Below are 13,724 nucleotides of genomic sequence, written 5' to 3' on the forward strand. Positions count from 1 at the left end.
GTCGTTGCGTCCAAGGCAGGTCGAGGAGCATTTCGGTCGCCATCGATCTGTGGCGAACATTTGCGTTGGACAAACTCATCTTATCCTTCGCCCGGAGGCAAATGGTAGTCTTTTCCGGTGCTCTTTTATCGGCATACCCATGAGCCCTGAGCGAACGGACAACTGCTATTAACGGCGCTTGAGCCTTTCCAAAGCAACAGAGATGGTAAACACAGCAAGCCCGATGACGGACAGGATGGCGCCGACATAGCCGGTGGCGCCATAGCCGTAACCCCATGATATGACCAGGCCACCAAGCCAGGCGCCTAGCGCATTGGCAATGTTGAACGCGGAATGGGTGGACGCGGCTGCGAGCGTCTGGGCATCGGCTGCCACGTCCATCAGGCGCGTCTGGACGGCAGGGCAGGCGGCAAAGCCGCAGCCGATCAGGAAGACGCAGGCGCAGAGCATGAAGGGGTTGGCGGCCGTCAGACTGAACACCGTCATGACGATGATGTTGAAGATCATCACGCCGGCGATCGTCCCTTTGAGCGAAAGATCCGCCAGACGCGAGCCGACGATATTGCCGACATTCATGCCGATGCCGAACAGGGCGAGTACGATGGAAACCATCGTCACAGGCATATGGGCGGTGTCGGTGGTGGTGGAGGCGATATAGCTGAAGATGGCGAACATGCCGCCGAAGCCGGTTGCCGCAACGCCGAGCGCCAGCCAGACCTGAATGCGTCGGAGCGCGCCGAGTTCCCGTATAATGCTGGCCCCTTCAGCCACTGTGTCATGCGGCTGGAAGCGCCATAGCAGCAGCACAGTCAGCAAGCCGATGCAGCCCACCAGCAGGAAGGCGGCGCGCCAGCTCATCAGCTGGCCGAAGAAGGTGGCGATGGGCGTTCCCGCCAGTGTTGCGATGGTGAGCCCCAGCATCACGCGTCCAACGGCGCGCGCCCGACGATTGGGCGGCACCATCGAGGCGGCGACAAGGGCTGCCACACCGAAATAGGCACCATGCGGCAGTCCGGTGATGAAGCGCAGGACGGTAAAGCTGAGGAATTCCGGCGCCAGTGCGCTAAGGATGTTGCCAAGCGCAAACAGCGACATCAGCCCAAGCAACAGGGTACGGCGGGGAAGGCGTGCGGACAGCGCGGCAATCACAGGCGCGCCGATCACCACGCCGAGCGCGTAGGCGCTGATGACATGGCCCGCCTGCGGGATGCTGACGCCATAGGTTTGCGCCACATCCGGCAGCAGGCCCATGATCGCGAATTCGCCGGTGCCGATGCCGAAGCCGCCGACGGCGAGCGCCAGTTCGATCAAGGCGATGGTGGTCGGCGAAAGGGTGGAACGGTCTTGAGACTCCGGCGCATGCGCGGAGGCGAAGTGAGCAGTCGAATCGGTCATGTCATCAGTCGGAGGTTACCGGTTGGGAAGCCGGAAGAAGAATAAGGTCTCGGGTGAAACCTGACATATGCTAAGGCTATCATATTATTGTGCGCCGCAGGAAGCGGTAAATCTCTGCGTTGCATCATGACCATCGCTTCTGCCACCGCGCAATCGACATCTTGCACCTTGTCTTGCCGCATTTCGGCAACCATTTCCCTGCCAACGCCGTTGTGGGCGCGCACATTCAAGGCAGGGTTCGAATGAAGCTGGTGGCAATTCTCAATCGAGACGGCGGTACCTTCAAGACGACCGACATGGACGCCTATTGCGCGCGCGCGGTCGAGATCTTTCGCGCAGCCGGGCATGATTTTGAATGCCGGGTCGTAGGAGGGCGCGAGGTGGTCGATGCCATGCGCCGGGTTGCGGATGAGAATGGTGTCGAGGGCCTGGTTGCCGGCGGAGGCGATGGCACGATTTCGGCCGCAGCCGGTATCGCCTGGAAAAGCGGACTTGCGCTCGGGGTTATTCCGGCCGGCACGATGAACCTGTTTTCACGCACCCTGAAACTGCCCCTCGATATCTGGCAGGTGCTGGATGTGCTGGCCGGTGGTCAGGTGCAAAATGTCGATATTGCCAGCGCCAACGGACGCAGCTTCGTGCACCAGTTTTCGGCGGGTCTTCACGCGCGCATGGTGCGCTATCGCAATTCGATGAACTTCGCCTCCAGACTTGGCAAGATGCGCGCCAGCACGCGCGCTGCTCTCGGCGTGATGTTCAATCCGCCTGTCTTCGAAATGGAGTTTAATGCGGAAGGCAAGACGGGATACCGCAAGGTTTCCGCGATCTCGGTGTCCAACAACGAGTTCGGCAACGAGCCTCTGATGTATGCCGACAGTCTGACCGGTGGACATCTGGGTTTTTACACCGCGGAGCCCTTGAGCCCCGCCGGTGTCGCCAAGTTGACCTTCGACATCCTGCGCGGTCGCCTGAAGGAAAGCGAGGCGGTCACCGCGATGAAGGTAACGGAGGTCGAGTTGCACTTCCCCAAGGCACGCCATGACATCCGCTGCGTGATCGATGGCGAGCTTCTGCCGATGGAGCGCGACGTGAAGCTGAAGATCCATGCGGGCGAACTGAAGGTGATCGTGCGCGAGCCGCAGCAGCCTATCGAGCAGGTACAGGCCCAGGACGGCATCGAGAACCAGCCCGCAGCCCTTTGAGAGGATCTCGGGATCAGATGCGGGTGAGATAGGTCCGGTAATCGAAGTCGGAGACGGTCCGCAGATAGGTGATCGCCTCCTTGCGCTTGGTATCTCCGTAGAGCTTCTGATAGCGTTCGCCGAACACATCCTCGATGAAGGATGACGCTGCGAAATCCTCCACTGCCGTCAGGAAGTCGTGGGTGAGGCGCCGATTGCCGGGGGCGGGCTGTCCGGGTTCCGTCGCCGGGCCGGGATCGAGCGTCTGTTCGAGGCCGAGTAGCATGCCGCCGAGAATCGCGGTCAGCAGCAGGTATGGATTGGCGTCGGCTCCCGCCACGCGGTGTTCGATGCGCGCCCCTGGTCCGTCCTTGTCGGGAATACGGATCGCCGTACCGCGATGACCGAAACCCCAGTCAATATCGACGGGGGCAAAGGAGCCCGGCTGAAAGCGGCGATAGGAATTGGCAAAGGGCGCAAAGATCAGCTGTGCATCGCGCATCGTGTTCAGCATGCCGGCGGTGATGGATTTCAGCAGGACCGGATTGCCGCCCTTGGCGTCGAGGATGTTATTGCCTTTAGCATCGATGATGCTGGCATGCACATGCAGGCCGGACCCGGCATGCTCGCCATAGGGCTTTGCCATGCAGGTGGATTTGAGCCCATGCCGCTTGGCGGCCTGCTCCGCCACCCGCTTCAGGTAGAGGCATTCATCGGCGGCGGCGAGCGCATCCGCCCGGTGCAGAAGGTTCACCTCGAACTGTCCGGGTCCGAATTCCGCTGTCGTCGCATCCGCTGGGAGCCCCATCGCCTTGGCCCAGCTGCGCAGCGTGTCGAGATAATCCTGCAGCGCATCGACCACGCTCATGTCATAGAGCTGAAAGCCGTTCGGCTCGTCGCGATAGGTGAGTGCGCGGGGAGGGCGGGGGCGACCGGTCTCGCGGAAGTCATTTTCCACCACGTAAAATTCCAGTTCCGTCGCCACAACGGGCGTCAGGCCGCGCTCGGCATAGCGCCCAAGAACCCTCGCGAGAATCGCGCGCGGGTCCATGAAGCTCGGGCGCCCGTTCAGCTCATGCATGGTGGAGAGGACCTGAACGGAGCCTTCCGGTGCCCAGGGCATGGGCGCAAGGCTGCGGCGGTCGGGAATGCAGCAGCCATCGGGATCGCCGATCGTCAGCGAGAGCCCCGTGATGTCGTCATTGTCGTCGCCCCAAATGTCGAGCGATTGCGTCGAGGTCGGCAGGCGCACGCTGCCCTCCCACACCTTCTTCTCCGCCGACAGGGGGATCTGCTTGCCACGTAGATCGCCATTCATGCCGACGAGCAGCACCTCGATCCGGGCCTCGCCTTGGTTTTTCTGTTCAACGCCGCTCATGCATGTCCTTCCCGGCCTGGACGACGGGTATAGCCGCCTTGCCAAACCCTTGCCCCTTGCGCCATGTTCGTAGCCGATCGAAATCGGCCTTACAATCAGCGCGCGCTCAGGCTGCGCGACGAGGCGGGCACGGCAGCGGAGGCTTTCATGAACCAGATCCACAACCCCTCCAACCTCGCGGCCATCGACCTTGCCCATCACCTGCACCCGTTCGGCGACATGAAGCAACTGGGCGAAAAGGGGGTGCGTGTCATTGCGCGCGGCGAAGGGGTCTACATTTACGATTCGCAGGGCAAGAAATATCTGGATGGCTTTGCTGGGCTCTGGTGCGTGAATATCGGCTATGGCCGCCGCGAAATTGCCGATGCGGTTTCCCGGCAGATGAACGAACTGCCGTATTACAACAGCTTCTTCGGCACCACGACGCCGCCAACAGCCCTGCTGGCCCAGAAAATCACCGCCCATACCGGCGGTCGGATGAATCATGTCTTCTTCACCAATTCTGGCTCAGAAGCGACCGACACCTGGTTCCGCATGGCACGAGTCTATTGGGCAGCACTTGGCAAGCCGACCAAGACGCACGTGATCGCCCGCCGTAACGGCTATCACGGATCAACTGTCGCCGGTGCCTCGCTGGGTGGCATGAAGCATATGCACGAACAGGGGAACCTGCCGATCGAGGGCATTTCCCATATCGGCCAGCCCTATTGGTACGCAGAGGGCGGTGATCTTTCTCCGGCCGACTTCGGCCTGAAAGCCGCGCGCGAGCTGGAAACGAAGATCGATGAGCTGGGCGAGGACAATGTCGCCGCATTCGTGGCCGAACCCGTCCAGGGTGCCGGTGGAGTGATCATTCCGCCGGACACCTACTGGCCGGAGATCGCGCGGATCTGCCGGGAGCGGAACATCCTCCTGGTCGCCGACGAGGTGATCTGTGGGTTCGGGCGTCTTGGCACCTGGTTCGGTCACCAGCATTTCGGCTTCGAAGCGGATCTTGCACCCGTGGCCAAGGGGCTTTCCTCCGGCTACCTGCCGATCGGCGGCGTGCTGGTGAGTGATCGTGTGGCGAGGGTGATGATCGAAGAGGTTGGAGACTTCAATCACGGCTACACTTATTCCGGTCATCCGGTCTGTGCGGCGGCAGCGCTTGAGAATCTGCGCATAATCGAGGAGGAGGCGCTGGTGGAACGAGTGCGGGACGATATCGGCCCCTATTTCGCCGCCGCCTGGAAAAGCCTCGAAGATCATGAGGTTGTCGGGCAGGCCGAAAGCATTGGCCTTATCGGCGGGCTTCAGCTCGCAGCCGACAAGTCAACGCGCCAGCGTTTCGCGAAGCCCGATGATGCCGGTGTTGCCGTTCGCAACCATTGTCTCGAAAACGGACTAGTGATGCGTGCCACCGCAGACCGCATGCTGGCGTCACCGGCGCTGATCATCACCCGTTCTGAGGTCGATCAGATGATCGAGACGGTACGTGGAGGGCTCGATCATCTGCGCGAACAAAGGCTTCCCTGATGGATCAGGTGCGCGGATTGATCCAAGCATATCCGAAATGATCGAATGCCTTGCCTCCGGAAAACAGATAGGGCACATCCAGAATAGCCGGTGCCGTGTCGTTGACCGATATGCCGTTTTTGGCAAACAGGGCCCGGATATCCTCCGGTATCCCAACTTCTCCCGTCTCAATCGGCCAGATCACAAGCCCTGGGCCACTGATTGCAAGCCGCGCAAGAGGTAGCGGGGCTTGGAAATCGGTGTAGACAATTGGCACGTCCTGCAATTCGAGACGCGAATTTCCCGCAAGCATCTGCTCGTCGGTCACGACATAGGCCGGCTTCACGCCACGTTCCTGAATGACAGTGTTGAGAAACTGGTCGTAGGGAATGTGTTCCTTACCGTATTTGCCGATCAATGGTGCCACGGCGTTGCCGATTGCCAGATAGACGATAAAGCCGACAATGACGACGAAGACCGGGGGCGCCATTCGCCCGATCGCTTCCTGCGGACTGATGCGGGCAGCATCGACCTTCAGGCTCAGATAAAGAGGTAGCAGGAGCAGGAAGGGAGAAAGCCACTTTTCCCGGATGCTGGAGGCACCCAGCGCCACGCCGATGAGCGCGACGATCAACAGACAAATCACAAGCGTCAAGCCGACCATATGCGTCCAGCGGCTTTGAGCGCGTAGAATGGTGCGACAGTCGCGCCAGAACCCAAACAGGAAAAGCCCCGCGACGGGTACGATAATATCGAGCGTGGACGTGGCAATGGACAGGAGACCGCGCACCGCATCCGACGCGGCGTGACCGGAGGCGCCTTCGCGCATGGCGTGGATGGTGCCCTCTGTCGCCGTTTCAAAATGGGTAAGCGCCCAGAGGAGATGCGGAAGACAAATGACCAGTGCCACGATGACGGCCGGAATAACGCGCCAGTCCATCAGGCGTTGCCTGAATTCGCGGTCCGCGATCATCGCAAGAAGTGCCGCAATCGGCAGAATAACGAAGTTGTACTTGGTGATGATTCCGAAGCCGACAGCGATCCCCGTCAGGATATAACCCTGCAGACTTGGTCGCTTGAGGGTTGTCAAAAGCGCGCACAGAAACAGCGCGACCAGCCAGAATGTGGCGATCGCATGAGTGAGGTCTCTCTGGGCCAGCACCGTTACGGACGGGACTGCCAACACGCCGAGCATGGTGACGAGCGCCAGACGCCGATCTTCCAACACGATCCGCGCCGCCCAGCCAAAAGTGATACATGTAAGGAAGAGCAGCAGGTTTTTCAGCGCCGAAAGCGTTGCAACCGACAGCCCGAACACATGGATGAAACCGTATTGAAGCCAGTTGTAGAACGGCGGCTGCCGTCCGTAACCCAGCAGAAGGAACTGTGACTGGAAGGCTTGTTCCGCCTCGTCGTTCTGCAGACTTTCGGAACGCAAAACCCGCAATATCACGGACAGCACGAAGTAGCCCAGAATCAGCCAGACAAGAATATCCGGCCGTCGGGCAAGGAGATTACGGGTTCGGGTGATCACCGTTGTACACGTCTCTGATGATGTAGTTGACGGTGCTCTCGTCGCGGTAATAGGTCCGCGCGATCATTTCGGCCAGAATGCCGGTTGTGATCAGTTGCATGGCCGAGAGGAACAGCATGATGCCGATGAGGAACAGAGGCCGCGTGCCGATGCTGTTACCGATGATGAATTTCTCAACGAACAGATAGGCCAGGATCAGGCTTGAAAGGGCTCCAAGTCCAAGCCCGAGCGAGCCGAAGAAATGGCCTGGACGCGCCTTGAAGCGCATAAAGAACATCACTGACAATAGATCCAGGATCACGCGGAACGTACGCGAAATTCCGTATTTCGATACGCCGTGCTGGCGTGCGTGATGGGTTACCGGCATCTCACCAATGCGCGAACTGGGCACGACGCCTGCGACCCATGCCGGGATGAAGCGGTGCATCTCACCCATCAGCTTGACCTGCTTGATGATGGAGCCGCGATAGATCTTCAGGCTGCAGCCATAATCATGCAGACGAACCCCGGTGATGCGGCCGATCAGCCGATTGGCGATCCATGACGGTACCTTACGCAGCAGCAGACCATCCTGGCGATTTTTCCGCCAGCCGACGAGCAGATCCAGTTCCCGCCTTTCGAGTTCGGCCACCATGCCTGGAATATCACGCGGATCGTTCTGCAGGTCGCCGTCGAGGGTCGCGATCAATCGGCCGCGTGCTTGGGTGATGCCGGCCTGCATGGCGGCCGTCTGCCCGAAATTGCGTTGAAGCGCCACAATCTGCAGATCAAGCCCTGGGCGTCCGATGGCGGCGCGCGCATTGGCAAGCGTCGCATCCGTACTGCCGTCGTCGACGAGGATCAGTTCCCAACGATCTGCATAGCCGCTCATCGCTTCCTGTACGCGATCGATCAGCGGTCCAACGCTTTCTTCTTCGTTGAAGATCGGTACGACCAGCGAAAGTTCTACCGTGAGCGTGTTTTCGGCATAGGCGCCCAGGGACTTTGCTGCTGTCAGCATGGACGTTCTCCTAACGGTTATCTATTTGCTGGTGACCCAGGCTAAATATGATGATCATTCACAATTTGCACGCATTATTGCAGCGCCGCCACCTTTTAGAGCCAACTGCGGCAACTTAGGGGCGGGCACGAGGCATTGTTGGATAGATCACCGCGTAACGGAATTCATAGTTATCGTTTGGCCTACCATAAATATAGGGTAGGGCAATAGTCTCAACCTTAAGGCTTACGTCATGTCCGGCAAAGGTATCGACCCACTCTTCGATATCGTCTGGGACGTTACCCAAGAGACTGTCATCCTTGCGCCAGATTGCGACGATTGGTCTTTCAGGGGTCCATTCAAACTGCGGTTTGAATTGTGGATAGAACGGCGAAAACGCCGGGACATCCAGAAGATGGATATGAAGATTGCCGGCCAAAGGCGTATCACTCGCGATAATAAGCCCTGGTGGCTTGCCGAGCTTATTAAGGAGTTGTTCCACCACGGCCCGGTGGGGAATATTCAGCTTCTCATAGCGCCCAAGCAAGCCTGAAACCGGAATCCGTAGCGCCAGTACCGCCGGGACTGTGATCATGATGATGGCGATGATCGAAAGGAATCGCTTCATCGCGGCTGTCGTGACCGTTCCCATGGCTGAAAGCTTAAGGGCAAGGTAAAGCGGCAATATCAGCAGCAGCGGCGTCAGCCAGCGGTCTTTGATATGTTCTGCATCTGTCACGAGGATAACGGTCGCTAGGCATACCGCCATGGCCAGCAAAAGGCGCTCGATGAGACGCGTCCAGCGGCTCTCGGCTGCTAGACTGGCAACAAAGGTTCGACCGAAGGCAATCCAAAAAACCAGGATAGTGAGTCCGGAAAAACCGATCGCGGCGACGGATAGGGATATAAGACCATTGTCGAGAAGATCAGGGGTGTCGGGCATTGACGGCGATTGCATGCCCCTGAGCTTTTCCAGGGTGGTGTGGGAGGCCTGGGTAAAATTGGCAATGATCCAGGCAGCATGTGGCGTAATGACTAGGAGGGCAAGGCCGATGGTTGCCAGCATCCGCACGTCGAACAGCCGCGAGCGCCACTCTTTCAACCATAGAACAGCAATGAGCGCGGAGGCAGGCAGGACCACGAAATTGTATTTCGCGATCATGCCAAGGCCGATCGCCAGTCCCGTCAGAGCATAATGCTTCAAGCTCGGTTTCGCGAGTGTCGAGAAAAATGCGTAGGCAAACAAGGCTGCACAAAAGGCAGCACCAACCGTATGGGTCAGGTCCCTCTGCGCCTCGAAGGCAATTTGTGGAATTGTAAGGGTACCGAAGGTCGCGATCGCTGCAAACCGCCCACTGCCCATCAGTCGTTTGGCCGTAAACCAGTTGAGGGCATAAAGCCCAAAAAGCATCAGGTTCTTAAGACCGGCCATTGAAGCAATTGACATGCCGAAGACGGAACTGACCGCATATTGCAGCCAATTATAAAAAGGCGGCTGTGAACCATAGCCGAAGGCGAGCCATTGAAAGGTTACCACCTGCTCTGCTTCGTCCAGTTCCAGCGAATCCGGTGCCTGCAGACGGATTAAGAAGTTCAGGAGAAAGTAGGCCGCAAGCAGCGAGAGGACGACGGAAGTGCGCCATAACCTGCTTTCAGCCTGACAAGGTTCATCTGCCGAAAGATGATAGCTTGCCGCAACGTGCTCTGCCCGCATCACCAAGGCTTGATAACGCAGTTCATGTGAAAACACGGCTTCATGGAAGTGTACAAACCCCTTATGCATGCACGACCTGTCTGCTCGCATACGTAAGGGATACGTGATCGGAAACAAGACGTGAGTTGTTGTTAGCTTCCGATGCTTACATGAAATCGGGCGAAATTGGCAAAGATGCCACATCTGTGGGGTTGACCGTTGCGGTCGAAAAGCGTCTTGAAAGCTGCTCAGCGTGAGTGCCTAGGCTTTGGATTGGGCGTGATGACAGACGATGTAATTCCAGCTCGACGATCATGGATCGTGCGAAATGCAACCACGATCGTTGCGACCGTTGCTGTCGGTCTTTACGCGCTATTTGTTCAATGGGCCTGGGGTTGGGCGAAGGTTCTCGCGCTTTGGCAGGACGTCGGCGTTGTTCAGGTCCTTGCTGCCATTCTGCTGCTTCTGTTGACCTATGTACTGCGGACCTGGCGCATCCATGACTATTTTCCGCAGGAGACGCGGGGTCAGTTTCCCCGTCTGCTGCGGCTTGTGCAGGTCCATAACCTGCTGAACGTCATGCTGCCATTTCGCACCGGTGAGGTCAGTTTTCCCGTGCTGATGAAGCGTGAGTTCGGCTTGGCTATGGCACGTGGAACATCTGCTCTCTTGGTGATGCGACTTCTGGATTTGCATGCGCTGTTGGCAGCCGCCGGAATTGGTCTGGCGCTGGAGAGGCAGGCATCCTGGGCGTGGGGCGTCTGGGTTTGCTTCGTGGGGTTGCCGGCCCTCGGCTTTGCCATCCGAAAACAGGCATTCCGCTTTACACATCGCTTTGCTCCGCCAAGACTCAGTTCTGTGCTGGAAGAGTTGGAAGCAGGCCTGCCGAAGGATGCCGCTGCATTTCTGCGCGCATGGCTGGTGACCCTCGTCAACTGGCTGGTCAAGGTGGTGGTGCTGGCCTGGGTGATTCTGCTTCTGGATAATCTGCCTGTGTCGGCAGCCTTTGGCGGCGCGCTCGGAGGCGAGTTGTCCTCTGTCCTACCGGTTCATGCGCCTGGCGGTGCGGGCACTTATCCGGCGGGAATCACCGCTGGCGCCTTAGCCTTTGGAGCGGCGCGTGATTCTGCGGCCCTGACATCCCTGGGACAGGCGGCGGTCAATGCGCACCTGATGATCATCGTCACATCGGTGATCGGGACGGTTGTGTCCATGCTCGTTGCGATGAGCAGGCCTGGCAAGGCATGATGCGGTGGTTACCCCATCATGCCGAATTCAAAACCGCTTACTGGAATGCCGTTTCGTAGAAACTACGCAGTTTGCGCGAATGCAGGGTTTCCTTCGGCATGGCCGCCATCTTCTGAACAGCACGAATGCCGATCTTCAAATGCTGGCGCACCTGTGTCCGATAAAACTCCGTCGCCATGCCCGGCAATTTCAGTTCCCCATGCAGCGGCTTGTCCGAAACGCATAGCAGCGTGCCGTAGGGAACGCGGAAGCGGAAGCCATTGGCGGCAATCGTTGCTGATTCCATGTCGAGGGCAATGGCACGTGCCTGGGACAGGCGCTTTACCGGTCCGCGCTGATCGCGCAACTCCCAGTTCCGATTGTCGATTGTTGCTACAGTTCCGGTGCGCATGATGCGCTTCAGCTCGAAGCCTTCCAGGCCGGTGATCTCTTCCACAGCATCCTCAAGCGCCTGCTGCACTTCCGCCAGGGCGGGAATGGGCACCCAGACGGGCAGATCGTCGTCCAGAACATGGTCTTCGCGCATGTAGGCGTGGGCGAGAACGTAATCCCCGAGCCGCTGGCTGTTGCGCAGGCCCGCGCAGTGCCCCACCATCAGCCAGGCATGCGGGCGCAACACGGCGATGTGGTCGGTGATGGTCTTGGCGTTGGATGGACCGACGCCAATATTGACCAGCGTGATACCAGCATGGCCCTTCTTCTTGAGATGATAGGCTGGCATCTGCGGTAGGCGAACTGGCGCTTCGTTTGACGAGCTTCCCGCATGCGTGATGATATTTCCAGGCTCTACGAAAGCCGTATAGCCATCTCCACCGTTAGCCATCAGTTCACGCGCCCACGCGGCGAACTCGTCGATATAGAACTGGTAGTTCGTGAATAGCACGAAGTTTTGGAAATGCTCGGCGCTTGTCGCGGTGTAGTGGCTTAAGCGCGCCAACGAGTAATCGATACGTTGAGCGGTGAACGGCGCAAGCGGGGCCGGTTGCCCGGGGACCTGATCATATTCTCCGTTGGCAATCAGGTCGTCGGTCGTGTTGAGATCCGGCGTATCGAAGACATCACGCAGCGGCATGTCCGTCAGCACCGTCGCGGCTGATGCCTCGATATGGGCGCCCTCAGGGAAAGCAAAATGCAGCGGAATGGGTGTCGTCGATTCGGAGACCGTGACGGGCACTCCATGATTTCGCATCAGGAGTTCCAGCTGTTCCTTCAGGTAATGACGGAACAGCTTGGGGCGGGTCACCGTCGTCGTGTAGACCCCCGGTGCCGTCACGTGGCCGTAGGAGAGTCGCGAATCGACGTGCCCGAAGCTGTTGGTCTCGATCGAGACCTGCGGGTAGCAGGCCCTATAGCGGCCGGCAAGTTCTCCGCCTTGCGCGAGCCCCTTGAAGGCATCGATCAGGAAGGACGTGTTGCGCTCGTAAAGCGCTGTCAGGGCATCGACAGCCTGCGCCGGATCCGTGAAGACCTTGGGCTCAAATGGAGCGGGATTGATGAAATCGTGTGATGGATGCGAAGATATCTTTGTGCTCATGGCCTATTATAAAGCAGCCTTCGTAACATGCAAATTACGAGGCATGGAAACTGTTCCAGGGGTGATGTGCGGGCGCAATCTTTGCCCGTCTTTGAAAAGACATTTCGCCGCATGCCAGCCACTTCTTTGCCGCTGATCGTTCATATCATCAATACCCGTTGATTTTGGGAGTATGTGATGATCGACACAATATCAGAATGTGATTAAGTGTAGATCGATGCTGGAGTGCAGCATGGGTTGCTGCATCCGCTACGAACAGGGAGAGCACCGAGGATGGATAACCTGGCAGATCACGGCGTCCGCTTTGGACGCATTGCTGCCGTCCTGCCGGTGATCGACATGCAAAGGGCAGAGCGGTTCTACAGTCGCGTGCTGGGATTTCGGAAAACCTACCAGGCAGGAGATCCCGTTCGGTTCATCATCATGGAGCGTGACCGCGGAGAGTTGCATTTGAGCTTCCAGCCCAACATGACGATAGCTTCCGGTTTTCCCGTCGCGCATCTCATGGTCGACGATCCTGACCGTTTCTTTAATGCTTGCAAAGCCCGTGGCGTTCGGCTGCTTCAACAAGTTAAAGATGAAGACGGTCGACTGGAAGCCTTCGTCATCGAGGACTCCGAAGGCAACCGGATCGATATCGGTAGATCAGCCTGAAGCGCTCGTTTAGAGTCTTGTCCAGGTCTGCGACTTGCAGAAGATTTTCAGGACGCAGCCCTTCATCTTCAGCGAGTTTCCGTTCACGGAACCGGAACCCTCGTAGGTCTTGTCGTCTTCCGGGTCAGTAATCTCGCCTGTATATTCCTTGCCCTTGCCGCTGAGCTTGCCGATCTGCTTGCCGGCATATTCCCCGGTTTTCAGCGTCACGCAGAATGCGCCGCCACAGCTTGTGATGGCAGCCGTTGCGCCGCTCTCTGTCTTCCAATTGCCTTCAATGGGCTCTGCCGCCATGGCAACCCCGCTAAGCGAAAGAAGAACACTGAAGGTGAGGGACATGGTACGAATCATCTGTTTCTCCTCCACAAAGCTTGCTTGAGCAGTCTCGTCAGACCCGATTGTCTATAACCCAAGCCCGACAAAATGCTATCTTACGCGAACGTAAAGGTAAATCCTTTCCTCCGTTCGAAGCAGTTCGCATAGTCCAATAACGTGTGACGGCTCCGTGAGTCATGCTTTCCAAAGGGTGAAGACGCCATGGTTAAGGGAAGGTTTTCAAATGGCCGGATTCCTTAATTTCCAGGCCTTGTGATGTTTAATAAAAACCCAAGTTTACCAAGCGTTTGGACTTTAT

General features: G+C 58.2%; 11 protein-coding genes. 4 read left to right on the forward strand and 7 right to left on the reverse strand.

From position 1 onward, the window contains the following. Positions 1-168 precede the first annotated feature (168 nt). Positions 169-1,395, reverse strand: coding sequence for an MFS transporter (locus Q2T52_RS05760; RefSeq protein ID WP_302075699.1), 1,227 nt, complete (start codon positions 1,393-1,395; stop codon positions 169-171). 242 nt (positions 1,396-1,637) lie between these two features. Between Q2T52_RS05760 and Q2T52_RS05765 the strand changes: the two genes are divergently transcribed. Next, positions 1,638-2,597 (forward strand): diacylglycerol/lipid kinase family protein, encoded by a 960-nt coding sequence (locus Q2T52_RS05765; protein WP_302075700.1) that lies wholly within the window; start codon positions 1,638-1,640, stop codon positions 2,595-2,597. A 13-nt stretch (positions 2,598-2,610) separates the two neighbouring features. Here the strand turns inward: Q2T52_RS05765 and Q2T52_RS05770 are convergent, their stop codons facing one another. Further along, the gene (locus Q2T52_RS05770) at positions 2,611-3,954 is read right to left on the reverse strand and encodes a glutamine synthetase family protein (RefSeq protein WP_302075701.1); all 1,344 of its coding nucleotides are present in this window, start codon (positions 3,952-3,954) and stop codon (positions 2,611-2,613) included. A gap of 147 nt (positions 3,955-4,101) precedes the next feature. On the opposite strand from Q2T52_RS05770, the gene Q2T52_RS05775 reads away from it, so the two are divergent. Then, positions 4,102-5,469 (forward strand): aspartate aminotransferase family protein, encoded by a 1,368-nt coding sequence (locus tag Q2T52_RS05775; protein ID WP_302075702.1) that lies wholly within the window; start codon positions 4,102-4,104, stop codon positions 5,467-5,469. 4 nt (positions 5,470-5,473) lie between these two features. Here Q2T52_RS05775 and Q2T52_RS05780 read toward each other — a convergent pair whose 3' ends face one another. The 3 genes from Q2T52_RS05780 to Q2T52_RS05790 all read right to left on the reverse strand — a co-directional run bounded on the left by Q2T52_RS05780 (position 5,474) and on the right by Q2T52_RS05790 (position 9,744). Further along, a complete protein-coding gene (locus Q2T52_RS05780) occupies positions 5,474-6,982 on the reverse strand; it encodes an ArnT family glycosyltransferase (RefSeq protein ID WP_302075703.1) in 1,509 nt (502 codons plus the stop codon). Continuing rightward, on the reverse strand, positions 6,963-7,982 hold the full coding sequence (locus Q2T52_RS05785) for a glycosyltransferase family 2 protein (protein ID WP_302075704.1): 1,020 nt from the start codon (positions 7,980-7,982) through the stop codon (positions 6,963-6,965). Before Q2T52_RS05785 ends, Q2T52_RS05780 begins: the two co-directional genes overlap by 20 nt. Positions 7,983-8,097: 115 nt before the next feature. After that, positions 8,098-9,744, reverse strand: coding sequence for a glycosyltransferase family 39 protein (locus Q2T52_RS05790; RefSeq protein ID WP_302075705.1), 1,647 nt, complete (start codon positions 9,742-9,744; stop codon positions 8,098-8,100). A 192-nt stretch (positions 9,745-9,936) separates the two neighbouring features. Between Q2T52_RS05790 and Q2T52_RS05795 the strand changes: the two genes are divergently transcribed. Further along, positions 9,937-10,902: a lysylphosphatidylglycerol synthase domain-containing protein gene (locus Q2T52_RS05795; RefSeq protein ID WP_302075706.1), complete on the forward strand. Its 966-nt coding sequence runs from the start codon at positions 9,937-9,939 to the stop codon at positions 10,900-10,902. A 37-nt stretch (positions 10,903-10,939) separates the two neighbouring features. Here Q2T52_RS05795 and Q2T52_RS05800 read toward each other — a convergent pair whose 3' ends face one another. Beyond that, positions 10,940-12,436: an AMP nucleosidase gene (locus tag Q2T52_RS05800; protein WP_302075707.1), complete on the reverse strand. Its 1,497-nt coding sequence runs from the start codon at positions 12,434-12,436 to the stop codon at positions 10,940-10,942. 273 nt (positions 12,437-12,709) lie between these two features. Here Q2T52_RS05800 and Q2T52_RS05805 point away from each other — a divergent pair, with 273 nt between their 5' ends. Continuing rightward, the gene (locus tag Q2T52_RS05805; protein ID WP_302075708.1) at positions 12,710-13,090 is read left to right on the forward strand and encodes a VOC family protein; all 381 of its coding nucleotides are present in this window, start codon (positions 12,710-12,712) and stop codon (positions 13,088-13,090) included. Positions 13,091-13,099: 9 nt separating this feature from the next. Here the strand turns inward: Q2T52_RS05805 and Q2T52_RS05810 are convergent, their stop codons facing one another. Next, a complete protein-coding gene (locus tag Q2T52_RS05810) occupies positions 13,100-13,441 on the reverse strand; it encodes a DUF2147 domain-containing protein (protein ID WP_302075709.1) in 342 nt (113 codons plus the stop codon). Positions 13,442-13,724: the final 283 nt, after the last annotated feature.

The sequence above is a fragment of the Rhizobium oryzicola genome (assembly GCF_030504645.1).
Classification (GTDB): Bacteria; Pseudomonadota; Alphaproteobacteria; order Rhizobiales; family Rhizobiaceae; genus Neorhizobium; species Neorhizobium oryzicola.

Bases quoted from the DNA above. Each gene is read 5' to 3' on its own strand.
- Q2T52_RS05760 (WP_302075699.1), bottom strand. From the start codon at position 1,395: ATGACCGATTCGACTGCTCACTTCGCCTCCGCGCATGCGCCGGAGTCT.
- Q2T52_RS05765 (WP_302075700.1), top strand. From the start codon at position 1,638: ATGAAGCTGGTGGCAATTCTCAATCGAGACGGCGGTACCTTCAAGACG.
- Q2T52_RS05770 (WP_302075701.1), bottom strand. From the start codon at position 3,954: ATGAGCGGCGTTGAACAGAAAAACCAAGGCGAGGCCCGGATCGAGGTG.
- Q2T52_RS05775 (WP_302075702.1), top strand. From the start codon at position 4,102: ATGAACCAGATCCACAACCCCTCCAACCTCGCGGCCATCGACCTTGCC.
- Q2T52_RS05785 (WP_302075704.1), bottom strand. From the start codon at position 7,982: ATGCTGACAGCAGCAAAGTCCCTGGGCGCCTATGCCGAAAACACGCTC.
- Q2T52_RS05790 (WP_302075705.1), bottom strand. From the start codon at position 9,744: ATGCATAAGGGGTTTGTACACTTCCATGAAGCCGTGTTTTCACATGAA.
- Q2T52_RS05795 (WP_302075706.1), top strand. From the start codon at position 9,937: ATGACAGACGATGTAATTCCAGCTCGACGATCATGGATCGTGCGAAAT.
- Q2T52_RS05800 (WP_302075707.1), bottom strand. From the start codon at position 12,436: ATGAGCACAAAGATATCTTCGCATCCATCACACGATTTCATCAATCCC.
- Q2T52_RS05805 (WP_302075708.1), top strand. From the start codon at position 12,710: ATGGATAACCTGGCAGATCACGGCGTCCGCTTTGGACGCATTGCTGCC.
- Q2T52_RS05810 (WP_302075709.1), bottom strand. From the start codon at position 13,441: ATGATTCGTACCATGTCCCTCACCTTCAGTGTTCTTCTTTCGCTTAGC.